The following is a 23,687-nucleotide window of genomic DNA, read 5'->3' as shown; positions in this document are numbered from 1 at the left end:
CTGTTTCTTCATGAAAACGACACTGGCATCCGATTCGTCTGGCCGGTCCCGCTGGCGCTCATGGGCGCTGATGGCCATTCCCGCCGCCCTGCTGCCCGTGGGACTCCTGCACTACCGCGCCCGGCGCCGGTCACGTCGTCCGGCGCCCCTGCGCAGCGCCGTGGGCCTGGGGCTGGTGTCCCTGGCCATCCTGCGGCTGGCGGGCAACTCCCGGCGGAAGGTTCGACGGGTGCCGTCCTTCTCCGCCTTCCTGCCCGACGAGTTCACCGCCTCGGTGGCCTCCGGTCACTGACGGCGCTGTCGCGCACGGAGGCCTCCTTTCAACGAGGCCTAGCGACGACGGCGCAGGCGGGTGCCGAGCAGCACCAGGGCCGCGCCCAGCAACGGGATACCGCCCGCGGCGGCGCAGCCACCGCCGTCATCACCATCGCCGTCACCGCCGTTGCCGCCGCCAGTCGCCACGGTGACGTTGAGCGTGGTGGCCGCGGAGGCGTCTCCCTGGTCGGTGCCGTTCTCGTTCACCGAGTTGCCCGCGCCGTACAGGGTGACAGTGCCGGGAGTGGACGGCGCCACCAGGGTGAAGTCGAAGCGGGCCGCGCCGCCGGAGAACGCCTGGATGTTCTTGTGGGTGACTTCCCCGCTCAGCTTGTACGAGGCCGAACCCGGGTTGAGCGTGCCGCCGTTGTCGCTCACCGCCACGTTGTAGCCCGCGCCGGCGGCCGGACCGCCCCGGATGACGAGCGTGTAGTTGCCGGTGGCGCCCGGCGCCAGCGTGGTGGGCCCTTCGATGGTCACCGTGGGCGTGCTGCCGCCGGAGTGGCACTCTGCACAAGTGAAGCCCGAGCCCTGCTTGCCGCTTCGGCCACTGATGCCCATGGAATTGGCGAACGCGGAACCGGAGACAAGGCACGCCGACACAACGCCGGCAACTCCGAGTGATGCAAGGTACGACCGCATGAAGCCTCCAAAAAGGAACGACGGGAAGGAGGCTCTCTACATAGCGCGCCCCTCCCACCCTTCACAGCCACCCTAACGGCCGCTACTGCGCAGCAATACCGCACAGGCCTCGTCACGAAGTTGAGACAAGGTGAAGCGCGTTCCCACACCAGAGTGCTCCAGCCCAGCCCCCAGGGAAAGCACCCCGTGCGCCACGGTCCAGGCCAGGTTGGCCAGCCGACGCGGCTGGAGCCCTGGGGCCAGCCGGCCCGCGCGCGCATCCGCCTGGAGCCGCGCCTCCAGCACGTCATTCAGCTGTCCACTCAGCGCCAGCACCCGCGATTGGTGCGCCTCGGATTGCCGCCCGGTCAACTGCGGCCACAGATAGACGACGCGAAAGCCGTCCAGGTCCTCCGCGTACAAATCCACCCGGGCACGAACCAGCGCGGCCAGGGCCTCCACGCCGCTGGCCGCGGCCGTCACCGCCGCCTCCAGCACCTTCACCTCGCGCTCCAGTCCCTCCACCGCCAGCGCCCCCACGAGGTCCTCCTTGGAGCGGAAGTAGTAGAACAAGGAAGGCTTGCTCAGGTCCGCCTCCGCCGCTACGGCCTCCAGGGTCAGTCCCAACACCCCGCCCCGAACCAGCACCGCCCGTGCGGCGACGAGGATGGCCTGACGGCGCCCCTCCTGACGCCGCGCCTTGCGTGCCTCGCGCTCGGAGGGCTCCGCGGTGGGAGCCGACGCAGGGGTGGGCGCGGCCAGTGACGCGGCGCCGCGACGGCGGCCCGGCGCGGGCTTGCGGCCACCGCCGCTAGAACCGGGCGAAGGCATTCCGCACCGCCTCCCGGCCGCCCTGCTCCACCACGTCACCGTGGCACACCACCACTCGCTCCACGTCCCAGGCCTGGGTCCGCGCCAGCGACGCGCGCACGGCCTCCCGGTCCTTGATGACGGAGCGAACCAGCATGGTCGGCGCGAGCCGCTGCCACGCGCCGCTCAGCTTCAAGTACATGCGGGTGAACCACGAACCCGTCCGGTGCACGTTGAACGCCAGGTCGGTGACGAACAGCGTCTGACTGGGGCGGTGGAAGAAGAGCAGCTCGTCCACCTTGGGCATCCCCTGGACGAGCACCTGGTCCAGGACGCCGGCCCAGCCGGCCTCGGCCGTGTCACCCAACTCCAGGTCGATGCGCAGGTCCGGCCGCTTGCGCCGCAGCGCAGCGGGCGCGGCCACCTTCGCGTCGGGATAGGCCGCAGCCCACTCCTGCACGTACAGGTGGTGCATCAAGTTGGGCGCCACCAGGAAGCGCACTGGCCCGAGCGCATCCACCGCCGCCCGTACCTCCGGACTGAAGCGGACGGGCGAGTGGAGCCATAGCCCCCCATCCGGCAGGCGGACAGCCGTCATCCGGCCCCCCAAATCCATTCCCCCGATGCGGAACTCCACCGCGAGCACGTGCACGTCGTCAGCCACCTGGCGAAACATGACTGCCTCCTGGATGCGGATTCAACCGGTGCTCATTATTCTGACCGTTGGTCGAAAAACACAATCCCGTCCAGGAAGGGACCCAGCGCCCGTCCGGGCGACGGGGCCGTTGATTTCCGGGTGGGCCCGGCGTAGGCAACCGTCCTCTTTCCACGACTTTTGAAGGGTGCTCCGCACATGGCCGAGAAGCTCACGCCCCGCGAGAAGGGCTTTTCCGAGTGGTACGTCGACCTGGTCCAGAAGGCGAAGCTCGCCGACTACTCGGACGTGAAGGGCTGCATGGTCATCCGGCCCAATGGCTATGCGCTGTGGGAGAACATGCAGCGCGTCCTGGACAAGATGTTCAAGGACCTGGGCCACAAGAACGCCTACTTCCCGCTGCTCATCCCCGAGAGCTACCTGAAGAAGGAAGCCGAGCACGTCGAGGGCTTCAACCCGCAGCTGGCCGTCGTCACCCACGCGGGTGGGTCCAAGCTGGAGGAGCCCTACGTCATCCGGCCCACCAGTGAGACCATCATCAACCGCAGCTTCGCCAAGTGGATCCAGAGCTACCGGGACCTCCCGCTGCTGCTGAACCAGTGGGCGAACGTGATGCGCTGGGAGATGCGCACGCGCCTGTTCCTGCGCACCACCGAGTTCCTCTGGCAGGAGGGCCACACCTGTCACGAGACGGAGGAGGACGCGGAGAAGGAGACCCGGCAGATGCTGGAGGTCTACCGGACCTTCGCCGAGGACTACATGGCGATGCCGGTGATGACCGGCCAGAAGTCGGAGTCCGAGCGCTTCGCCGGCGCGCTGCGCACCTACAGCATCGAAGCGATGATGCAGGACAAGAAGGCGCTCCAGGCGGGCACCAGCCACAACCTGGGACAGAACTTCGCCAAGGCCTTCGACACCCAGTTCCAGGGCCGCGACGGCAAGATGCACCACGTGTGGCAGACGTCCTGGGGCGTGTCCACGCGCCTCATCGGCGGCCTCATCATGACCCACTCGGATGACGCCGGCCTCATCGTCCCGCCGAAGCTGGCGGCCACGCACGTGGTCATCATCCCCATCTTCGGCAAGGCCTCCGACGCGGAGAAGGCGCAGGTGCTGGAGAAGACGAACGCGCTGGCCGCGGACCTGCGCAAGGCGGGCCTGGGCGTGGTGCTGGACGACGACGACACCAAGAGCCCGGGCTTCAAGTACAACGAGCACGAGCTCATCGGCACGTGTCTGCGCATCGAGCTGGGACCCAAGGACCTGGCCAAGAACTCCTGCGTCATGGTCCGCCGTGACGTGCGCCAGAAGGAGTTCGTGTCGCTGGACGAGGCCGTGTCCAAGGCGCAGGCCATGCTGGACGCGATGCAGAAGGACCTGTTCACCAAAGCGAAGTCCTTCCGCGACTCGCACACCTTCGAGGTCAACTCCTACGAGGAGCTGAAGGAGAAGGCGGACCAGGGCTTCCTGCTGGCGCACTGGAACCTGGACCCCAAGGTGGAGGCGCGCATCAAGGAAGAGACGGGCCTGACGACGCGCTGCCGTCCCTTCGACCTCAAGCAGGAGCCGGGCAAGTGCGTCGTCACCGGCGAGCCTTCGCCGGGCCGCATCGTGTTCTCCAAGGCGTACTGAGCCCCAGTCACGTCAGGGCCGGCGGCAGGGCACGACACCGCCCGCCGCCGGCTCGAACTGGCAGGCGCCCCCGCAGCGCGCCTGGTGGCACCGGTCACGAGCAGGGCGACACCCACCGGCTCCGATGCTGAAGGGAATCGAAGGACTGTGTCTCCCTCATGAGGTCAGGAGCCGTGAGCCATGCGCCTGTTCACCGCCGTCACCCTGGGGCCCGCCATTGAAGCGCGCACCACCGAGGAGTTGCACCGGCTGCGCCCCCTGGCCCCTCAGGCCCGCTGGGTGAAGCTGGAGGGCCTCCACCTCACGCTCGTGTTCCTGGGGGACGTGGATGACGCACGCCTGCCCGCCATTCGCGAAGCCCTGGCGCCGATTGGAGCTCGGCACTCCCCCTTCGTGCTGTCTGTCGTTGGTGGCGGCGCTTTTGGCGCGCCCACCCACCCACGCGTGCTCTGGGCGGATGTGTGCGGCGCCACGGACGCGCTGAAGGCCTTGCAGGCGGATGCCGCCCAGGTGCTCCGGCCGCTCGGCTTCGAGCCCGAGCATCGCGAGTACACCGCGCACCTCACGCTGGCCCGCGCGAAACACCCGCGCGGAGACGCCGCCCTCCTCGCATGCGTCCAGGCGCTGAAGGACACGTCACTGGGCGAGGGGCGCGTGGACCAACTGGTGCTTTTCGAGAGCAAGGGCGGCCATTACCTGCCCCGAGTGGAGGTGCCCCTCACCCGCACGCTGGGGTAGCGACACCCTCGTGACGGCTGGCATCCCGGCTGCACTCTCCGCACTCCGGAAGCAGCCAAGCACCTGAAAGGACTCGTCAATGCGGTGGATGGTCATGCTGATGGTGTGGTTCGGCGCCCACAACGCGGTCGCGGCGCCGCATGAAGGACTGGAGGCCCGGTTGCAGACGGGAGACATCGTCCTGCACACCTCGCGCTCCTCGCAGTCACAGGCCATCCAGAAGGCCACGCAGAGCCCCCTGTCCCATGTGGGCATGGTGGAGGTGACCGAACAGGGCGCGTGGGTCGTGGAGGCCGTGCAGCCGGTGCAGCGAATCCGGTTCTCGAAGTGGAAGGCCCGAGGCGCGAAGGGCGGCATCCTCGTCCTACGCCCTCGTGAACTGAGCGATGCGCAGCGCCAGCAGGCGGTGGCGGCGGCCAAGGCGCATCTGGGCAAGCCGTATGACTGGCTCTTCGGTTGGGGGGACGACGCGATGTACTGCTCGGAGCTGGTGCGCAAGGCCTACGCCCAGGGTGCGGGCTTGGAATATGGGAAAATGGAGCGGCTGGACTCGCTCCGCGTGAAAGGCCTGGAGCAGCAGCTCCGCGAACGTTACGGGAAGCGGGTTCCCCTGGATTTGGAGCTGGTGACGCCCGCTAGCATCGCCGCGGATGTACGCCTGGAAGTGGTCCACTCCGACTTCCCGTCCGTGAGGTAGGTGCGGGCTCGAGAGGATGCAGCGGCGGGGCACGGACGCGATAGAATGTCCGCATGCGACGCGTTCTGGTGCTTCTCCCTCTCCTCGCGCTGGCCAGTTGTAAGAAGGACGAAAGCCCTGGCGCGGCCAAAGTCACGGTGGACTACTCGGGCTTTCTGCCTGGCTGCGTGCAGGTGAACGCACGCGACGAGGGCAGCGGCAAGGAGCTCTCCACCACCGTTGCCGGCAAGGGCGAGCGCACCGGAGGCTCGCTGACGGTCGCGGTGATTGCGCCCAGCGGCTGGGGCTCGACCATCCAGGTGGAGGCGCGCGCCTTCGAGCAGACATGTGAGGCTGCGAGCCCCGTGGTGACGCGGTCCACGTCGGTGACGCTGACGCCAGGAACCCCCGTCCCGGTGGCCCTGTCCCTCCAGGCCACGGATGGGGACGGCGACGGGTACGTCTCCGTGCTCACGGGCGGCACGGACTGCCAAGACAACAACCCGGACATCCACCCGGGCGCGACGGAGCTCTGCAACGACGTCGACGACAACTGCAACGGGCAGTCGGACACGGTGGAGCTGCGCCTGGGCCAGAGCTGCACGGAGGGCGAAGGCTGCGAGGGCGTCCGTGCGTGCGGTGGGAACGGCGAGGTCCTCTGCAACATGCCGCTGGCTGTGTATGCCTATCCTGACGTGGACCAGGACGGACACGGCGACCGGAACGCCGCTCCCGTCGCCTTCTGCGCCGGTATCCCGCAGGGCTATGTCACGGGTCCCGCGAGCGACTGCAACGACAACAACGCCAGCATCCGGCCAGGTGCGACGGAGCTCTGCAACGGCGTCGACGACAACTGCAACGACGAGATTGACGAGACGTTCACCGACCTCGGCACGGCGTGCACCGCGGAGGCCCAGTGTGCCGGCGTCTACGTCTGCGACGCCTCGGGCATCGCCACCACCTGCCAGGCCACGACGACGCCCAACGACTGGTTCTTGGACGGCGACGGAGACACCTTTGGTGATGGCACGGCCGTGACGTCCTGCGTCTCGCCCGGCGCGGGCTACGTCCAGGCTGGTGGTGACTGCAATGACGGAAACCCGTTCACCTACCCTGGCGCGACGGAGCTGTGCGACGGCCTGGACAACAACTGCGACGGGAATGTCGAAGGCCCCGAGGTCTGCCCGAGCGGCGGTGCCAACTGGGTAGCGCAGGACGTGGGCGCAATGGATCAGGAGTGGCGCTCCATCTTCACTGAGGTCCCCGGTGATGTGACTGTCGTGGGCAATCAGGGAGGCGTCGCGATACTCACCGTGGGCTCAACCACATTCCAGACCAACGCGACCAATTGCGGCGACCTCAGCAGAGGCTGGAACGCCGTCTGGGCGGACATGGCCAACCAGGGCCGCGGCTATCTCGGCTCCTCCGGAGGCCACCTCTCGTTCGTGGACAGATCTCAGGTTGCGTGCACCGAAACCCACGGCAACCTGGTCCGCTCTACACAAGGGCTCGTCGGTTTCCGACACGAAGGAACCCTGGAGCTTCATGGAGTCACCCAGAACTCCGGAACGGTAAATCAGGGACTGACGTTCAAGTGGACTGGAGGTATCGGCCCCAGCGCGTTGAGCTTCGGCCCCGCAGCAGTCGCGCCGCTATTCGACATCCACGGCCGTTCCCGTGCAGTGATGTTCGCGGTAGGCGGCACCGACAATGGAGGCAACAGGGGACGCATCCACCGGTTCAACCCCTCCTCCGGGCAGTGGCAATCAGAAAGCGTGGAAACCTCCATCCCAGGCATGGGCCGCCTCCGCGGCGTCTGGGTAGTGAACGACAAGGTCGCCTTCGCCGTGGGCGAAAGAATGGGCGGTGCGAACACCGTCCTCCAGTGGAACGGAAGCACCTGGAGCAGGATGCCCTTCCCCAACACAAACAGTGAGACGCTGACTTCTGTCGTCGCCTTTGGTGCCAGGTCCGTCTACGTCACCGCGAAGAGCGGTCGCATTTACCGGTACGACGGCACGGGGTGGCAGATCCTCTTCGACAACTCTGCCTTTGCCTTCAACGACATCGCCGGCACCAGTCCCGCGGACCTCTGGGTGGCGGGCGACAACGGCAAGATTCTCCACTGGCCCCAGTAAACCGGCTCACGCCACCCGCCGCGCCACCACGAAGCGGCGGGTGAACGGGAACGGCGTCCCGTACGGCTGCGCGGGATAGGACTCGCGCAGCAACGGGCGCAGCGTCTCAACGAAGGCGCGCGCCTCCTCCTCCCCGAGCGCCGCGAGCACGGGCCGCAGCGTCGTCCCCAGCAGCCACTCCAGCACCGCGTCCTCGCCCGGGAGCACGTGCAGGTACGTCGTCTCCCAGGCCTCCACCGTCAGCCCCAGGCCGAACAGCCAGGACGCGTACACAGGCAGGGACTCCACCGGCCTGCGCCGCACGGGCGCCAGGACAGAAGCGAAGCGTGGCAAGGCTCGCACCTCGTCGACACGCCGATGCGAAGGCGCATCGAAGTTGGCCGGCACCTGGAAGGCCAGCACCCCGCCGGGCGCCAGCTTCGCCACCAACCGCCCGAGCAACACCTCATGGTCCGGCAGCCAATGCAGCGCCGCATTGGACACGAGCACGTCCAGCGGCGCGGAGGGCGCCCAGTCCGCGAGGTCCGCCACCTCGAAGCGCACCGAGCCCACGGGCGCACCGCGACGGGCCGCCTCAATCATCTCCGAGGACGCATCCACACCGGACACCTGGGCGGACGGCCAGCGCTCGGCCAACACGCGCGTGAGGTCCCCGGTGCCACACCCCAGGTCCGCGACCTGGGAGGGCGACGCCGCGTCCACCCGCGACAGCAAATCGAAAAAGGGACGCTTTCGCTCGTCGCGAAAGCGTGAGTACTGCGCCGGGTCCCACATGGCGGCCTCCTGTCACGGGAGAGCCTAACGCCCAGGGTCCTTCAGCGCGGCATCGCGGGACACGCTCCCCAGGAAGGAAGCGTGTCCCAGGGACAACGGTCTACTTGGCGCGGCGGCGACGGGCGCCCGCGTCCGGCGCGCTCCCAGCGTCCTCGCCACCCTCCACGGCGGCCGCGGTGCCGTCGGCCGCACCGGCCGTCCCGGCGTCCGTGCCCGCGTCGGCCTCCGGGATCTCAATCTTCGGCGGCGGGTTCACCAGCGTGAGCGAGGTGAGGAACTCGTCCGCACCCGGCGCGCCGATGCCCGCGTTGTAGACGGTGATGAGGTTGTAGACGCGCGGCCCCACCAGGAAGCTGCGGCCCTTCACCTCGCCGCTGGGCGACGCCAGCATGTACGCCTTGCCCGGGTAGCCATCCAGGGTGATGTCCTCGGAGCTCTTCAGCTCGCCACCCACCTGCCCGGCAATGCCCTGGATGCCGCCGTTGATGAGCGCCTCGGCGGGCACCGTGGCGACGAACGCCTCCGGGTAGTCCACCGCGTTGACGATGTAGCTGACACCGCCCTCATTGGCCGCGTACGTGACGAGCGTGGCCTTGTCCGTCCGCTTCGGCAGGGCGGCCTCGCTGCGCTGCGCCTGCGGCGGGGGCCCCGGCAGCTTCACGGTGAAGCCCTCGGGAGCATCCAGGACGTTGAACGCGACGGTGGGGGTCTCCTCTCCACCCTCGTTGGCGACCTCCTCGATGGTCGAGGAGGCTTCCCGGTTATCGGGCTTCTGCTGACCGGCGCACGCGGCGGCAATCAGCGACAGGGTGGCGAGGCTGGCGACAAGACGGGACAACGGGGACATGGGCACACTTCCTGAGTGTGGTTGAACGCAGTGCGTCGACGGACGCTAGACGAACTTCCTGGTTGCTGACTACCCGACTTTGGGAGGGGAGCCAGTTTCATTGCGCGCCGGACTCTACCGGAGCGTCGGCGAGAGGACGTAGCACCCTCCACTACTCGCCGAGATACGCACGCCGGACCTCCGCGCTCTCCAGGAGCGCCTTGCCCGGCCCCGCCATCACGACCTCGCCCGTCTCCAACACATAGCCGTAGTGCGCGGCGTTGAGCGCCAGATGGGCGTTCTGCTCCACCAACAGCACGCTCACGCCCGTGGCATTCACCTCGCGCAGGGTGCGGAAGATGGCCTCCGTCACCTGCGGAGCCAGCCCCAGCGAAGGCTCATCCAACAGCAGCAACTGCGGCTTGCTCAGCAGCGCGCGAGCAATGGCCAGCATCTGCTGCTCGCCGCCCGACAGCGTCCCGGCCATCTGCTTGCGACGCTCCTTGAGCACCGGGAAGAGCGTGAAGCTCTTCTCCAGGTCCTGCTGGATGCCGGAGGTGTCCGTGCGCAGGTACGCGCCCAGCTCCAGGTTCTCCTGGACGGACATGTTGGGGAACACGCCCCGGCCTTCCGGCGCGTGCGCCATGCCGCGCGGCACCAACTGGTGCGCCTTCATGCTCGTGGTGTCGTGCCCGTTGAACTGGATGCGTCCGGCGCTGGGCTTGAGCATGCCGCTCACCGCGCGCAGGGTGCTCGTCTTGCCCGCACCGTTGGCGCCGATGAGGGCCACCACCTCGCCCTTGCCCACCGTCAGCGACACACCCTTCAGCGCCTGGATGGCGCCGTAGTGCACCTTGATGCCGTCCACCGACAGCAGCGGCGGGAAGGCCTGGCGCTCCCCCAGCGTCTTCACCTGCGCGTCGCTCACGCCGCCCCTCCCTGGCTCTCCAGATAGCTGTCGCCCAGGTACGCCTCGATAACCTTCCGGTCGCTGCGCACCTGCGCCGGCGCGCCCCGGGCAATCGTCTCGCCGTGGTCCAGCACGGTGATGCATTCGCAGATGCCCATGACCAGCTTCATGTCGTGCTCGATGACGAGCACCCCCAGCTTGAAGTCGTCCCGGAGCTTGCGGATGAGCACCATCAGGTCCGCCTTCTCACGGGTGTTCATGCCCGCCGCGGGCTCGTCCAGCAGCAGCACCTTGGGCTGCGTGCCCAGCGCGCGCGCGATTTCCAGCCGACGCTGCTCACCATAAGGCAGGTTGCGAGCCTCCTCGTCGCGGCGGTGCGACAGGCCCATGACCTCCAGCAGGTGCTCCGCCTGCTGCGTCAACTCCCGCTCCTCCTGCTGGAAGCGCGGCGTCAGCAGCAGCGCGCGCCACCAGTCGCGGTAGTTGATGAAGGCGCCCTTCATCTTCGCGCCCAACCCCACGCCTTCAGGGTGCAGCGCGCCTTGCGCCCGGCACGCCACCTTCACGTTGTCCAACGCGGTGAGCGCGCGGAACAGGCGGATGTTCTGGAAGGTGCGCGCCAGCCCCAGGTGGTTGATTTGATGCGGCAGCCACCCGTTCACCCGCTGCCCGCCCACGCGGACCTCGCCCTGGGTGGGCTGGTACACGCCGGTCAGCACGTTGAACGCCGTGGACTTGCCGGCGCCGTTGGGGCCGATGAGCCCCTGCAGGTCGCCCTGCCGCACGGAGAGGTTGAAGTCCGTCAGCGCCTTGAGGCCGCCGAACTGGATGCTCACCCCGTCCGCCTGGAGCAATGGCGCTCCGGCCTCCGCCTTCGTCTCCTGTACGGCCGCGCTCACGCCAGCCCCCTGCGCTTGCGCGGAATCCACCGCGGCAGCACGTCCCAGATCTCCTTCGTCCCGAACAAGCCCTGGGGCCGCGCCAGCATCAGCGCCACCAGCAGCAGGCCGTAAACGGGCATGCGAATCTGGTCCACCTTCTGCGCCAGGCTGCCTTCGGCCCCCAGCAGGGTGAACAGCGAGCGCATGCCTTCGGGCAGCAGCGTGAGGAACGTGGCCGCGACGATGGCGCCCGTCGTGGAGCCCAGGCCGCCCAGCACCACCATGACGACGATTTCCATCGACTTCACGAAGGTGAAGGAGCCGGGGTTGATGATGGGAACGAAGTGCGCAAACAGTGCGCCGGCGATGCCCGCGAAGAACGACGAGATGACAAAGGCGCGGACCTTGTAGCCCGTGGTGTCCACGCCCATGGCCTCGGCGGCCACCTCGTCCTCGCGGATGGCCCACAGGCTGCGGCCGTGGCTGGAGCCGGTGATGCGCCGGGCCACCAGCACCGTGAGGAACACGAAGAAGTACACCATGGCCGGCGACGACGTCTGGGGGATGCCGGACAGGCCCAGCGCCCGGCCGAACGCGTCCGTGTTCTGCACCACCACGCGGATGATTTCGCCGAAGCCCAGCGTGACGATGGCCAGGTAGTCCCCGCGCAGCCGCAGCGAGGGCAGGCCCACCAGGAAGCCGCACAGCGCCGCCGCCAGGCCGCCCACCAGCAGCGACACGACGAAGAACACCTGGTCGCTGACCGCCACCGGCAGGAAGGAGAGCGCCACGTCCTTGAGGTTCAGCGACAGGACGCCGGAGATGTAGGCCCCCACCGCCATGAAGCCCGCATGGCCGATGGAGAACTGCCCCGTCATCCCGTTCACGATGTTGAGGCTGACCGCGAGGATGATGTTCACCCCCACCACCGACAGCAGGTAGGAGGCGAAGGGCGCGTCGCTCATCAGCCACTGGAACAGCACCAGCACTGGCAGCGCCAGCAGCACGGGCAGCAGGCCGCGCAGCGACGCGGGGACGGCGGAGCGGGCCTCGGGGGCGGGAATCGCCGGCGTCTCCATCAGACCTTCTCCGCGGCGACGCGGCCGAAGAGGCCGCCCGGCTTCACCAGCAGCACCAGGATGAGGAAGCCGAAGGCCACCGCGTCACGCCAGGTGCTGGCCGCGTAGCCCACCACGAACTCCTCCACCAGGCCCAGCACCAGGCCGCCCACCACGGCGCCCGGCACATGGCCGATGCCACCAATCACCGCCGCCACGAAGGCCTTGAGGCCCACGTACAGGCCCATCAGCGGGCTCACCGACGTGTCCTTGATGGCGTAGAGCAGGCCGGCGCCCGCCGCCAGCGCGCTGCTCAGCATGAACGTCAGCGCGATGACGCGGTCGGTGGGGATGCCCATCAGCGCCGCCACGCGGTGGTCCCAGGACACCGCGCGCATGGCCCGGCCGAAGCGCGTGCGGAACACCAGGTACTGCAGGCCCACCATCAGCGCCACGGCGATGCCGAAGCTGATGACCTGCCAGTTCCACACCACCACGTCCCGGTCACCGATGACGAGCCACTCCACCGGCTCGATGACCTCCGGGAAGGCCCGCGGCGCCGCGCCCGGCAAGAAGCCGAGGTCCAGTTGGAAGCCGTAGGACAGCGCGAAGGAGATGCCGATGGCGGTGATGAGCGCGGTGAGGCGCGGCTTCTCCCGCAGGGGGCGGTACGCGAAGCGCTCGATGAGGAACCCGAGCAGCGCGCAGCCCAGCATGGCCACCGCGAACACGACGGCCACGCCCAGCAGGGAGCTGCGCATGTCGCGCCCGAGCGCGAACGCGGTGGCGTAGCCCATGTAGACGCCGACCATCATGACGTCGCCGTGGGCGAAGTTGATGAGCTTCAGGACGCCGTACACCATCGTGTAGCCAAGCGCGACGAGCGCGTAGATGGTGCCGGCGGCCAGGCCGTTGATGAGGTGCTGGAGGAGCTGCGCCATTAGGGATTGATGGTCGTGACGTACTGCGTCTTGCCATCCTCGACCTTGAGGACGACGGCGGACTTCACGGCATTGCGCTGGGCATCCAGTGTCACGGTGCCCGCCACGCCCGGGAAGTCCTTCGTCTGGGCAATGGCGTCACGCACGGACGGGCCGCTCAGGTCCTTGGCGCGCTCCAGGGCGTCCACCGCCACGCGGGCCGAATCGTAGCCCAGCGCGGCCAGGGCGTCCGGCACCGCGCCGTACGCGGCCTTGTAGTCCGCGATGAACTTCTGCACGCGCGGATCCGGGTTGTCCGGCGAGTAGTGGTTGGAGAAGTAGCTGCCCTCGATGGCGCTGCCGCCCAGCTCGAAGAGCTTCTCGGAGTCCCAGCCGTCGCCGCCCATCAGCGGAACCTTGAGGCCCACCTCGCGCGCCTGGCGGGCGATGATGCCCACCTCGCTGTAGTAGCCCGGCACGTAGATGCCTTCCGGCTGCGACTTGCGGATGGCGGTGAGCTGGGCGCGGTAATCCGTGTCGCCCTGGCTGTAGCTCTCCACGGCCGTCACCTTGCCGCCCATCTCCGTGAACTTGCGCGTGAAGACGTCCGCCAGGCCAATGGAGTACGCGCTCTTGTTGTCCTGGAGCACCGCCACCGTGTTCAGCTTCAGGTTCTCCCGCGCGAACTTCGCCATCACGAAGCCCTGGAACGGATCGATGAAGCAGACGCGGAAGATGTAGTCACCCTTGTCGGTGACGGTGGGGTTGGTGGAGGACGGCGTAATCATCGGCACGCCCGCCGCCTGCGCCTTCTCCGCCATGGCCAGCGAGTTGGACGACGCCACGTCCCCGAGGATGAGCGCGACCTTGTCCTGCGTAATCAGCCGCGTGGCGGCCTGGGCGGCCTCCTCGGGCTTGCTCTGGTTGTCGTAGACGCGGATGGACAGCTTCTTGCCCTTCACCCCGCCGGCGGCGTTGGCCTCCTTGAGGGCCAGCTCGATGCCGTTGCGCGTGGAGATGCCGAAGGTGGCCTGGCCACCGGTGAGCGAACCCACCTGGCCCAGCAGGATGGTGTTCGCGTCCACCGGAGCGCCCCCGGGCGCCGCCCCCTGCCCCTGCGCGGCCTGAGTACCTCCTTCACCCGAAGGAGCTGGCTGCGTCTTCTTCTCGCAAGCGGCCACCATGACGGCGAGCGCGGCGAGGAGCATCGGGGCAAGTCGTCGCATGCAGGGCTTCCCTTCTCGGAAACTGACACGGCAAAGCCCTGGTTTTCTAGGGGACACCTCTCCATGGGTCAAGCGTGCAGCCGTCCCGAGCCCCCGTCACACACCCCCTGTGCGGCGCGTCAGTCAGGAGTGCAGCCCGTCCAACGGGCCGTCGTGGAGCACCTCGCCCCGCTCCTCCACCTCCGCCGTCTCTTTCCGAACGGTGGCGTGAACCTGCCGGAGCACCTCGTCGGTGTACCGGGAAACCGCAACCTCCTGCCAGACATGCACGGACCTGGTGACCTCCACCCGCTCCTCGCGCAGGGGGATGACGAAGGTGCCCGCCTCGAAGGGTACCAGCCCCTCCAGCACCGGCCGGGCGGAGGCCATGGCCTCCGGCGCCGGCGGGCCCTCGGCGTCCACGGTCTGTTCGGACACCCGCTCCACCACCAGCTCCTCGCGGCGCACGGGCACGGAGAAGTGCCGCACCTCCGTCCGCACCACCTTGTGGATGCGCACCTGTCCCGCCTCGCGCACCACCAGGTGAGGATGGGCCTCCTCGCGGGCCAGGGGCACCACGAGTTCGCCGGGCGTCGCGAACCCGGCGGAGAGCACGGACTCGGGGTGACCTGACCGCGCCTGCGTCGGGCTGTCGTGCTCCGGTGACACCTCGTCCCGCGTCAGCCCCAGGTGCACGTCTTCTCCGCGCACGTCCACCACGTCACCGTAGCGCGCGGTGAAGGACTTCAGCCGCAGCAGCCCTCCTTCGATGGCGAAGGTCTCCCCGCCACACCCCACCACGGTGCCCAACCGGGTCCCATCCGCCGTGAAGACCCGCATCCCTTCCCGTACGTCCGTGCGCATCGGAGGACTCCTCTCCTGTGGTGTGGTTCGAGGCTCACGCCAGCGTGGGCAATCCGGGCTCGCTCCAGGGATGCTCCCGGCCATTCGGCCCGCGCCGGCGCACCCGCTCCAGGGGCGTGCTGGGGCGCTCCGGGTCCGTGTCCGTCTCCAGCGCCGCGGGCTCGCGGGCAGCGGGCGGCGGGGCGGGCACCAGGGCCAGGCCAGGAAGCGGCCGGAGCCGATGGCGCGCGAGCCGGCCCGCCACCAGGGCGCCCAGCATCCCGGAGGCGCAGGCCACGCCCACCACGGGGCCTCGCAGGTCCGGGCGGAGCAGCCGGTGGATGCCACGCACCACCAGGTGCGCCCCCACACCCGCGGCCGCGCCGCCCACCCACGAGTCACTCCAGCGCCACGGCTCCCAGGTTCCCTGCCTGCTTCTCATGACGGTCTCCCGTTGGGTGCTCACGGCACGCGGTCCGGACGCACCTCGTTTGAAGATGGGGTGGACCGCCGCGCCCTGAGAAGCCCCGGACCATGGCCGCCGGCGCGGTGTCGCCAGAGCAGGCGAAAGGACAGGCGGGCGTTCGGGCGGGCAGGCACGGTGCCAAGCCAACTGGCACTGCGTCCTCGGCCCCTGACACCAAGACCGAACGCTCACACCTTCCATGATGACCGGGGTGGAAACCCCAGGGCCTCGCGCTCGCACGCGGGGCCTCCACCAGCGCCGGGGTCCAAGGTGTGGCCAGCAGGTCAGCCCGCCCCGGTCACGAGGAGCCAGCCATGTACCAACGCAGCGACGTCAACGAAGGGATGGTCGTCCGCAGCATCGACGGCGAGAAGCTCGGCAAGGTCTTCGCCATCGGCGACGGCGAATTCCACATCGAGAAGGGCCTCTTCTTCCCGAAGGACTACCTGGTCCGGTACTCGGAAATCAGTCGCATCGACGGCTCGGAAATCATCCTCAGCCACGGCAAGGAGATGCTGAGCCGGCTGACGGGTGAGGACCGCACGGGCGCCGTCGCCGGCACGGGTGGCGGCGCGGGCGTGGGTCCGGGCGCGGTGGGACTGGGCGCCGACCAGGCCGCGGCCCGCGCCAGCACGGGCATGGACGCCACCACGGACACGGTGGGCCGCAAGGGCACCTACGACACGGGCTACGACACACGCCTGGGCGCGGACGCCCGCCACGGCACCGGCGTGGACACGGACACCGCGGGACTGAAAGCCACGGACACCACGGTGGGCGCGCGGGACATCCACGGCCGCGAGGAGGACATCACCATCCCCCTGCACAAGGAGGAGGTGGACGTGCTCAAGCGGGACGTCCAGGCCGGTGAGGTCCGCGTCCACAAGGACGTGGTGGAGGAGGACCGGGAGATGGACGTGCCGGTGCGCCGCGAGCGCGTCCGCGTGGAGCGCCGGGACGTGAGCCCGGGCCGCCCGGCGATGAATGCCTCGTTCCAGGAGGAGACCGTCGTCGTCCCGCTGCGCGCCGAGGAAGTCGAAGTCCAGAAGCGCGCCGTCGTCGACGAGGAGGTCGTCATCCACAAGGACGAGGTGGACGAGGAGCGCCACATCTCCGAGCACGTACGCCGGGAAGAGGTGGACATCCGCACCGAGGGCAGCGACGAGCGGGCGCGTACGCTGAACGCGCCCTCCGACGACCCGCTCAAGCGCGGGTACTGAGCGCGCCTTCCCGGCCCCTCTCTCCTCCCGGGAGGGACCGGGTCTCCTCCCCGCTTCGTCAGGGTGAGGACTTCCGGAGCCGCGGTCGCATGATGGGCGTTTCGTCCAGGGCCCGCCCTCCCGCGGAGGCAGAGCGGTCCAACTGCATGAACTCGCGATGCCGGTCAGGGAAGTGCTTCGCCATGAGCCGCACCAGCTCCGAGTCGTTCGCCGGACGGCAGGCATCCGCCAGCCGGTCCGCCATCTCCCGCGCGCTGCCGAAGCGTGCCTCGGGGCGCTTGGCCAGTGCCGTCTCCAGCACGTCCCAGAGCGCCCGGGAGATGTGCGAAGGCCGCGGCGGAAGGGCCTCGTCGCAGATGGCGTGCATGGTGGCCAGTTCTTCGGGTTTCTCGAAGGCCCGCGCGCCGATGAGCGACTGGTAGAGGACGAGCCCCATGGCGAACAGGTCGCTGCGCGCATCCAGCCGCATGCCGCGCGCCTGCTCGGGGGACATGTACAGCGGCTTGCCCTTCACGATGCCCGGCAGCGTCACCGTGCGCTGGGCGCGGGCCTTGGCCACCCCGAAGTCCAGCACCTTCACCCGCCCGTCGAACCCCACCATGAGGTTGTGCGGGGACAAATCCCGGTGCACCAGCTCGAGCGGCGCGCCGTCCTCGCCCTGCAGCACGTGCGCCGCATGCAGCCCCGCCAGGCCCTGGCACACCATGGCCACCGCGTGCGCCGTCTCCAGCGGGCCCTTGGCCGCGCGGAGGAGCCGCTCCAGGTCCACGCCGCGCACCAACTCCATGGCGATGTAGTACGCGCCCTCCGCCTCGCCGAAGTCGTAGAAGTGCACCAGGTTGGGGTGGGAGAGCCGCAGGCCGATGCGGGCCTCGTCCAGGAACTGCTGGACGATGGAAGGGTCCGAGGACAGGTGCGGGAGGATGCGCTTGAGGGCCACCAGCCGCCCCAGGCCCTCCGGGCCTCGGGTCCGCGCCACCAGCACCTGCGCCATGCCCCCGGTGCCCAGGGGCGTCACCACCTCATAGCGGCCAATGTGGCCCCGCGAGGCCGCAGGCGGCTCCCCGCTGAGCGCGTCCAGTCGCTCCAGCGCGCCCTTGCCGTCCGTCAGCGCGAGGAAGCCCAGCACGGCGCTGTCGAGCTGCTCGCCAATGGCCTCCACCAGCTGCATCACCAGCCCGCCGCCGCCGTCGAAGGCGCCCTCCACCACCAGCCCCAGGCCCCCCAGCTCCAGGCTGCCCAGGGCCAGCCGCGTGCAGAAGAGCGTCCGGCCGTCATCCAGCTTGCGGACACCTTGCCAGTGCGCCGCCTCCAGGACGTCCACCCCGGGCTCGCCCAGCACCCGCGTCAGCACTGGGCCTCGCGTCCCTCGCAGGGACACGAAGCCCGCGCGCGCATGCACCAGCCGGGCACACTGCGTGAGAAACACGTCGAGCCCGGAGTCCAGGGACAGGCCCCGCTCCAGGCAGTCCTCCAGGATGACGTCGGCCATCCGATGCACGGAGACCAGACCCCGGAGAAAAACGACCTCTTCCTCTAAAGAGGGAAAATCCACGGGCCCATTCAATACCCGGGACGCCCTTTTCACGAAACCCTGAGCCGCCGGGACGACTACACGCGCTCCCGATCCTTCAGCGGCGCCACGGCCGGAAGGCGCTCGGGCGCGCCGGGGCGAAGGGACAGGGACAGGTGGTCATCCATGAGGCCGTGCGCCTCCAGCACGCGCTCCAGGTGCGCGATGCGCTCGCGGAGCAGCCGCACCTCCATGCCGCCGTGCTGGGTTTCCTTCAGCCGGATGAAGGCTTCCACCAGGGGCTTGAGGGAGAAGCGAAGCGTGAGCCCGAACAGGGGCACCCCCACCACCATGGCGGTGATGAGGGAGATGACGATGCCTTCGGTGACGTCCATGTATGCGCTCCAGGGGGACTGACTGCGCGGCAGGCAGTCTACGCTGGAGCGCGGAGGCGATTGCGAGCGTTCAGCTCGCCTGGCCCGTGTAGATGGCGTCCGCGATGCGGTAGGCGCTGCCTTCCAGGCGCTGGAAGGATTCCTTGAGCACCGCCGCGTCGGAGGTGTTGAGCACCTCCTTGAGGCGCTCCAGGTCCGCCTTGATTTCCTCGCGGTCCTTCTCCGACAGGAGGCTCGCGTACTCCTCCAGGCTCTTCTCCGTCGTGTAGATGAGGCCGTCGGCGTTGTTGCGCAGCTCCGCCAGCTCCTTCTTCTTCTTGTCGTCGGAGGCGTGCGACTGGGCGTCGGAAATCATCGCCTGGATTTCCGCCTCGGACAGGCCGGAGTTGCTCACCACGCGCACCTGCTGAACCTTGCCGGTGCCCAGGTCCTTGGCGCTGACGTGGACGATGCCGTTGGCGTCGATGTCGAACGACACCTCGATTTGCGGCACGCCGCGCGGCGCCGGGGGAATGCCCACCAGTTCGAAGCGCGCCAGCGTCTTGTTGTCCGCCGCCATCTCACGCTCGCCCTGGAGCACGTGCACGCTCACCAGCGGCTGGTTGTCCACGGCGGTGGAGAACACCTGGCTCTTCTTGCAGGGGATGGTGGTGTTCTTGTCGATGATTTTCGTGAAGACACCGCCGGCCGTCTCGACACCGAGCGACAGCGGCGTCACGTCCAGCAGGAGGACGTCCTTCACCTCGCCCTTGAGCACACCGCCCTGGATGGCCGCGCCCACGGCGACGACCTCGTCCGGGTTGATGCCCTTGTGAGGCTCCCTGCCGAAGAACTCCTTCACCTTCTGCTGCACGCGCGGCATGCGCGTCATGCCGCCCACCAGCAGCACCTGGTTGATCTGCTGCGCGGGAATGCCCGCGTCCTTCAGGGCAATCCGGCACGGCTCGATGGTGCGGTCGATGAGGTCCGTCACCAGCGCCTCGAAGGTGGCGCGGTCCACGGTCTCCGTGAGGTGCTTGGGACCGGAGGCATCGGCGGTGATGAACGGCAGGTTCACCTCCGTCTCGGGCGCGCTGGACAGCTCGTGCTTGGCGCGCTCGGCGGCTTCCTTCAGGCGCTGCAGCGCCATGCGGTCCTTGCGCAGGTCCAGCCCGTTGTTGGATTCCGCGAAGCGCTTGGCCAGGTAGTCGATGAGGCGCTGGTCGAAGTCCTCGCCGCCCAGGAACGTGTCGCCGTTGGTGCTCTTCACTTCGAACACGCCGGCGTTCAGCTCCAGGATGGAGATATCGAAGGTGCCGCCGCCCAGGTCGTAGACGGCGATGCGCTCGGTGCCACCGTCCTGCACCTTGTCCAGGCCGTAGGCCAGGGCCGCGGCGGTGGGCTCGTTGATGATGCGCAGGACACTGAGCCCGGCGATGCGGCCGGCGTCCTTGGTGGCCTGACGCTGGCTGTCGTTGAAGTAGGCGGGGACGGTGATGACCGCCTCGGAGACCTGCTCACCGAGATAGTCCTCCGCCGTCTGCTTCATCTTCATCAGGACGATGGCGGAGACCTCCGGCGGGCTGTAGCCCTTGCCGCGAATCTCCACCCACGCGTCGCCGTTGGGGCTGGAGGCCACCTTGAAGGGCGACACGCCAATGGCCTTCTTGCCTTCGGGCGAGTCGAACTTGCGGCCGATGAGCCGCTTCGCCGCGAAGACGGTGTTCTCCGGGTTGGTGATGGCCTGCCGCTTGGCAATCTGCCCCACCAGGCGCTCGCCGGAGTCAGTGAAGCCCACCATGGAAGGCGTGGTCCGGCTGCCTTCGCTGTTGGGGATGACCACCGGCTCGCCGCCCTCCATGACGGCGACGCACGAGTTGGTCGTCCCAAGGTCGATTCCAATCACCTTGCCCATGTTGGTTACTGACTCCCCCCGGAAGAGTTCTCGGACTGCGCGGGCGCGGCGGGCGCCTCGGTGTCGGTCGTGGCGGTGGCGGGCTCGGCGACGGCCGGCGGCTCCGCGGCGGCCACAGGCTCGGCGGGTGCACGCGCGACGACGACCATGGCCGGACGCACCAGCCGTTCATTGAGGTAGAAGCCGCGCACGACTTCGTAGGCAACGTGGCCGGCGGGGACGTCCGCCGTCTCCACCTGCTGGATGGCCTCGTGCACGCGCGGGTCGAACACCTGCCCCTTGGCGCTGAAGCCCTTCACCCCGTGGCGGCCCAGCGCGTCCTCGAAGGACTTGCGCGTCATGGCCACGCCCTTCTCGAAGCTGTCCAGGTCCGGCGACTTGGCCGCGGCGTCAATCGCGCGGTCCAGGTTGTCCATCACCGGGAGCAGGTCCTTGAGCAGCTTCTCCGAGCCGAAGCGCTGGACCTCCTCCTTCTCCTTCTGCGCGCGCTTGCGGTAGTTCTCCAGGTCCGCGGCGTGACGCACGGTGCGCTCCTGCGCCTCCTTCGCACGCTCGTGGGCCTCGCGCAGGCGCTCCATCGTCTCGCGCCCCTTGGCCTGGCTGAATTCGAGCTGGGCCTTGAGGGACTCCACCTCCTGGCGGAGCGCCGCCACGTCCTCGGACGGGGTCGCCTCGGCGTCAGACGGCGGAGAAGTCGTGTCGGCGGGGGACGCGGACGCTTCGGCCTCCACCGGGGTGGACGGGCCTGAAGCCTCCACCTCGATGACGGTCACCTCGTCCTCTTCGTCCATGTGACGCTCGACGCTGCGAACCGCCGCGTCAATGACGTCCTGCCCGATGTCTGTCTGGATTCTGCTCTTGTCGTTCGAGCCGGCCACGGCGCGCACTATCTCACGCGCCGCGGGACCTTCCAAATGGCGAGAAGGACAAAGGAAACCGGCCTGCCCCCGGGCAGGCAGGCTTCACACCCAGCGGAACTTCACGCTCCGGCGGTGGTCTTGGCGACGGGCTTCTTGGGCCGGCCAATCGTCTTCTTGGAACCCGAAACAGCCTTCTTCGCCGTCTTCGTGGCGGCGCCCTTGGCGGCGGGCTTCTTGCGGCCAATGGACTTTCCCCCGGCCTTCTTCGCGGCGGGGCGGGAGGCGCTGGCCTTGGGGGCCTTGGCCTCGGCCGCGGGCTCGGCTGGCGCCTTGGCGGGGCGCGAGGGAGGGGTCCGCTCGCCGCCCTCCTCGTTCGTGAAGGCGCGCTCGACGGCGCCCTCGACCTGACGCACAGCGACTTCAATCTTCTCCGCCGCCACCTTGCTGGTGCTGGCGGCCCAGGTGCGCAGCTGCTCCAGGCCTTCCTTCACCTTGGCCTGGTTCTGAGGGTCCTTCACTTCCTTGAGGAGGCGCTCAGCCTCGCCGCGCAGGTCATCGGTGGTGCGCTTGAGCTCGTCACCGGTGCGCTTGAGGAAGTCCATCAGCTGCTTGTCCCACTTGCTGGCCATGTGCTGTCTCCTCCATGGGGCAGTCATCCCCCCGAAAACCATTCCACTCCACGGCTGCCCGGAGCGCAAAACCTTCCAGCGCTTGCTTGAAACACGAACGATGTCGGCGGCCATTGCCTTTCGTGCCACGCGCCTCGTGCATGCGGGCGTCCGTCGAGGCTAGAGTGGGCGCGTCGCGTGCCCCACTCCTCGAGGCCCGCGCTGGAGCCCGCCGACATGCCGCTTTTCCGAATGGCGGGGATGCTCGCCGTCCTCACCCTGCTGTGCGCCTGCTCCGATGGACGTGGAACCTCCGGAGCGCCCCGTCTGCCCGCGGTCGAGCTGTCTCCGACGACGGTGGGCCTTGCCTACGAAGCCATGTTCACCGCGTCCGGGGGCGAGCCGCCCCTGCGCTACACGGTGTCACCGCCGCCGGCGGGTTTCTCCTTCTATACGGGAGAGGGGCGGCTGCTGGGCCCGGGCAGCGAGGCCGGTGACTTCTCCATCACCGTGACGGTGCGGGACGCGGACGGCCTGGAGAACGTGCGCACGTACGCGCTGAAAATCTATCCACGCCCTGAGGTCACCAGTGACGGGCTCCCCGCCGCCACGGCGGGGGACAACTACGAGCACGTCCTGGTCGCCACCGGTGGGCGCCCTCCCCTTCAATGGGAGTTGGTGGCGGGCTCGCTGCCCACGGGCATCGCGTTGAGCCCCGAAGGATTGCTGACGGGGCAGGCCCAGGGACAGGGGACCTATCCCATCACCCTGCGGGTCCACGACGCCCACGGCGCCGAGGCCGAGGTCCAGTTGGGGCTGGAAGTGGTGGGTCCCGGGCAGACGCCGGACGGGGGAGCGCCGGATGGGAGCTTCCCGCTGTCGGTGGGGAACTGGAACATCGAGTGGTTCGGGGACCCGCTCAATGGGCCCAACGACGAGCTGTTGCAGTTGACCAATGCCCAGGCCGTCATCGCCGACGCGGGCGTGGACTTCTGGGGGCTGGCGGAGATTGTCAGCACGGCGCAGTTCAACGAGCTGAAGGCGCGGCTGCCGGGCTACGACGGCTTCCTGGCGGATGACAGCTCGCGGGTGTCGTCGGGAACGAGCGACTACTCGGCCAACGAACAGAAGGTGGGCGTGCTGTTCAAGTCGGACGTGGTGCAGGTGCTGCGGGCGGACGTGGTGCTGGGGAACCACGAGTACGACTTCGGCGGGCGCCCTCCGCTGCGCGTGGACCTGCGCATCCAGCGCGGTGGTGCCAGCGTGGACGTGACGGCGTTGGTCATCCACATGAAGGCGTTCGCCGGTCCGGACGAATACGCGCGGCGCCTGTCGGCCTCCGGGTGGATCAAGGACTACGTGGACCTTCGCCTGCCCACACAGCGGGCCATGGTGGTGGGTGACTGGAATGACGACGTGGATGTGTCCATCGCGACCAATCCCAGCACTGGGGTGAAGTACGACACGCCGTACCGCAACTTCGTGAGCGACTCAGCCAACTACAGATTCACCACCCAGGCCCTGTCCGAGGCAGGCATTGGCAGCACGGTGAGCCGCAGCACGTTCATCGACCATCAGCTCGTCACCAACGAACTCTGGGCCAGCTACGTCCCCAACTCGACCCAGGTGATCCGACCGAGCATCACGGGCTACCGGGACAACACGTCCGACCACTACCCCATCATCAGCCGCTTCAACTTCGGCAATGCGGGAGGCGGGGGAACGGGGA

Annotated in this window: 24 protein-coding genes; 7 read left to right on the top strand and 17 right to left on the bottom strand. The window is 68.7% G+C overall.

The features are described from left to right. The first annotated feature begins 10 nt into the window (after positions 1 to 10). Positions 11 to 292 (top strand): hypothetical protein, encoded by a 282-nt coding sequence (locus tag FMQ63_RS16380; protein ID WP_228556436.1) that lies wholly within the window; start codon positions 11 to 13, stop codon positions 290 to 292. Between the two features lie 38 nt (positions 293 to 330). On the opposite strand, the gene FMQ63_RS16375 is transcribed toward FMQ63_RS16380, so the two are convergent. The 3 genes from FMQ63_RS16375 to FMQ63_RS16365 form a co-directional block, all read right to left on the bottom strand. Then, entirely contained in the window at positions 331 to 957 is a 627-nt protein-coding gene (locus FMQ63_RS16375) for an MXAN_6652 family MXYO-CTERM-anchored protein (protein ID WP_011556577.1), read from the bottom strand. A gap of 72 nt (positions 958 to 1,029) precedes the next feature. Beyond that, positions 1,030 to 1,767: a TetR/AcrR family transcriptional regulator gene (locus tag FMQ63_RS38415; RefSeq protein WP_020478198.1), complete on the bottom strand. Its 738-nt coding sequence runs from the start codon at positions 1,765 to 1,767 to the stop codon at positions 1,030 to 1,032. After that, positions 1,748 to 2,422: a DUF4336 domain-containing protein gene (locus FMQ63_RS16365; protein WP_011556579.1), complete on the bottom strand. Its 675-nt coding sequence runs from the start codon at positions 2,420 to 2,422 to the stop codon at positions 1,748 to 1,750. The genes FMQ63_RS38415 and FMQ63_RS16365 overlap by 20 nt, the downstream gene beginning before the upstream one ends. 159 nt (positions 2,423 to 2,581) lie before the next feature. Between FMQ63_RS16365 and proS the strand changes: the two genes are divergently transcribed. From proS to FMQ63_RS16345, 4 genes are all read left to right on the top strand, one after another. Beyond that, entirely contained in the window at positions 2,582 to 4,033 is a 1,452-nt protein-coding gene (proS, locus tag FMQ63_RS16360) for a proline--tRNA ligase (protein WP_011556580.1), read from the top strand. Between the two features lie 180 nt (positions 4,034 to 4,213). Continuing rightward, positions 4,214 to 4,771 (top strand): RNA 2',3'-cyclic phosphodiesterase, encoded by a 558-nt coding sequence (thpR, locus tag FMQ63_RS16355; protein ID WP_011556581.1) that lies wholly within the window; start codon positions 4,214 to 4,216, stop codon positions 4,769 to 4,771. A gap of 79 nt (positions 4,772 to 4,850) precedes the next feature. After that, positions 4,851 to 5,468, top strand: coding sequence for a YiiX family permuted papain-like enzyme (locus FMQ63_RS16350; RefSeq protein WP_011556582.1), 618 nt, complete (start codon positions 4,851 to 4,853; stop codon positions 5,466 to 5,468). A gap of 53 nt (positions 5,469 to 5,521) precedes the next feature. Next, positions 5,522 to 7,585 (top strand): putative metal-binding motif-containing protein, encoded by a 2,064-nt coding sequence (locus FMQ63_RS16345; RefSeq protein WP_011556583.1) that lies wholly within the window; start codon positions 5,522 to 5,524, stop codon positions 7,583 to 7,585. A gap of 6 nt (positions 7,586 to 7,591) precedes the next feature. Here FMQ63_RS16345 and FMQ63_RS16340 read toward each other — a convergent pair whose 3' ends face one another. From FMQ63_RS16340 to FMQ63_RS16300, 9 genes are all read right to left on the bottom strand, one after another. Next, on the bottom strand, positions 7,592 to 8,359 hold the full coding sequence (locus tag FMQ63_RS16340; protein ID WP_011556584.1) for a methyltransferase domain-containing protein: 768 nt from the start codon (positions 8,357 to 8,359) through the stop codon (positions 7,592 to 7,594). Positions 8,360 to 8,459: 100 nt separating this feature from the next. Further along, a complete protein-coding gene (locus tag FMQ63_RS16335) occupies positions 8,460 to 9,206 on the bottom strand; it encodes a hypothetical protein (RefSeq protein ID WP_043611845.1) in 747 nt (248 codons plus the stop codon). A gap of 151 nt (positions 9,207 to 9,357) precedes the next feature. Next, entirely contained in the window at positions 9,358 to 10,113 is a 756-nt protein-coding gene (locus tag FMQ63_RS16330; RefSeq protein ID WP_020478199.1) for an ABC transporter ATP-binding protein, read from the bottom strand. After that, a complete protein-coding gene (locus tag FMQ63_RS16325) occupies positions 10,110 to 10,994 on the bottom strand; it encodes an ABC transporter ATP-binding protein (protein ID WP_011556587.1) in 885 nt (294 codons plus the stop codon). Before FMQ63_RS16325 ends, FMQ63_RS16330 begins: the two co-directional genes overlap by 4 nt. After that, positions 10,991 to 12,055 carry a branched-chain amino acid ABC transporter permease gene (locus FMQ63_RS16320; RefSeq protein ID WP_020478201.1) on the bottom strand — a complete coding sequence of 355 codons (1,065 nt, stop codon included), beginning with the start codon at positions 12,053 to 12,055 and terminating at the stop codon, positions 10,991 to 10,993. Before FMQ63_RS16320 ends, FMQ63_RS16325 begins: the two co-directional genes overlap by 4 nt. Next, on the bottom strand, positions 12,055 to 12,975 hold the full coding sequence (locus FMQ63_RS16315; RefSeq protein WP_011556589.1) for a branched-chain amino acid ABC transporter permease: 921 nt from the start codon (positions 12,973 to 12,975) through the stop codon (positions 12,055 to 12,057). Before FMQ63_RS16315 ends, FMQ63_RS16320 begins: the two co-directional genes overlap by 1 nt. Beyond that, positions 12,975 to 14,180, bottom strand: coding sequence for an ABC transporter substrate-binding protein (locus FMQ63_RS16310; RefSeq protein ID WP_011556590.1), 1,206 nt, complete (start codon positions 14,178 to 14,180; stop codon positions 12,975 to 12,977). Before FMQ63_RS16310 ends, FMQ63_RS16315 begins: the two co-directional genes overlap by 1 nt. Positions 14,181 to 14,303: 123 nt before the next feature. After that, positions 14,304 to 15,023, bottom strand: a complete 720-nt coding sequence (locus FMQ63_RS16305; protein ID WP_225909577.1) for a YsnF/AvaK domain-containing protein — start codon at positions 15,021 to 15,023, stop codon at positions 14,304 to 14,306. 34 nt (positions 15,024 to 15,057) lie between these two features. Next, on the bottom strand, positions 15,058 to 15,444 hold the full coding sequence (locus tag FMQ63_RS16300) for a hypothetical protein (protein WP_216608708.1): 387 nt from the start codon (positions 15,442 to 15,444) through the stop codon (positions 15,058 to 15,060). Positions 15,445 to 15,782: 338 nt separating this feature from the next. On the opposite strand from FMQ63_RS16300, the gene FMQ63_RS16295 reads away from it, so the two are divergent. Beyond that, a complete protein-coding gene (locus tag FMQ63_RS16295; protein WP_171452233.1) occupies positions 15,783 to 16,688 on the top strand; it encodes a YsnF/AvaK domain-containing protein in 906 nt (301 codons plus the stop codon). A 58-nt stretch (positions 16,689 to 16,746) separates the two neighbouring features. On the opposite strand, the gene FMQ63_RS16290 is transcribed toward FMQ63_RS16295, so the two are convergent. The 5 genes from FMQ63_RS16290 to FMQ63_RS16270 all read right to left on the bottom strand — a co-directional run bounded on the left by FMQ63_RS16290 (position 16,747) and on the right by FMQ63_RS16270 (position 21,979). Then, on the bottom strand, positions 16,747 to 18,180 hold the full coding sequence (locus tag FMQ63_RS16290) for a serine/threonine-protein kinase (RefSeq protein WP_216608709.1): 1,434 nt from the start codon (positions 18,178 to 18,180) through the stop codon (positions 16,747 to 16,749). Positions 18,181 to 18,299: 119 nt separating this feature from the next. Then, the gene (locus tag FMQ63_RS16285; RefSeq protein WP_011556595.1) at positions 18,300 to 18,596 is read right to left on the bottom strand and encodes a hypothetical protein; all 297 of its coding nucleotides are present in this window, start codon (positions 18,594 to 18,596) and stop codon (positions 18,300 to 18,302) included. Positions 18,597 to 18,666: 70 nt separating this feature from the next. After that, positions 18,667 to 20,490, bottom strand: coding sequence for a molecular chaperone DnaK (gene dnaK / locus FMQ63_RS16280; RefSeq protein WP_011556596.1), 1,824 nt, complete (start codon positions 20,488 to 20,490; stop codon positions 18,667 to 18,669). A gap of 5 nt (positions 20,491 to 20,495) precedes the next feature. Then, positions 20,496 to 21,377: a nucleotide exchange factor GrpE gene (gene grpE / locus FMQ63_RS16275; protein WP_020478204.1), complete on the bottom strand. Its 882-nt coding sequence runs from the start codon at positions 21,375 to 21,377 to the stop codon at positions 20,496 to 20,498. Positions 21,378 to 21,469: 92 nt separating this feature from the next. After that, positions 21,470 to 21,979, bottom strand: a complete 510-nt coding sequence (locus tag FMQ63_RS16270; protein ID WP_225909578.1) for a transcriptional regulator — start codon at positions 21,977 to 21,979, stop codon at positions 21,470 to 21,472. 216 nt (positions 21,980 to 22,195) lie between these two features. On the opposite strand from FMQ63_RS16270, the gene FMQ63_RS16265 reads away from it, so the two are divergent. Further along, positions 22,196 to 23,687, top strand: a 1,492-nt coding sequence (locus FMQ63_RS16265) for a putative Ig domain-containing protein (RefSeq protein WP_228556435.1), incomplete at its 3' end; no start/stop codon positions are given.

Origin of the sequence: Myxococcus sp. CA005 (assembly GCF_006518205.1) — a bacterium.
Lineage (GTDB): Bacteria > Myxococcota > Myxococcia > Myxococcales > Myxococcaceae > Myxococcus > Myxococcus xanthus.
The sequence above is the reverse complement of the archived record's forward strand: the minus strand, read 5'-3'. Positions and strand labels throughout refer to the sequence as shown.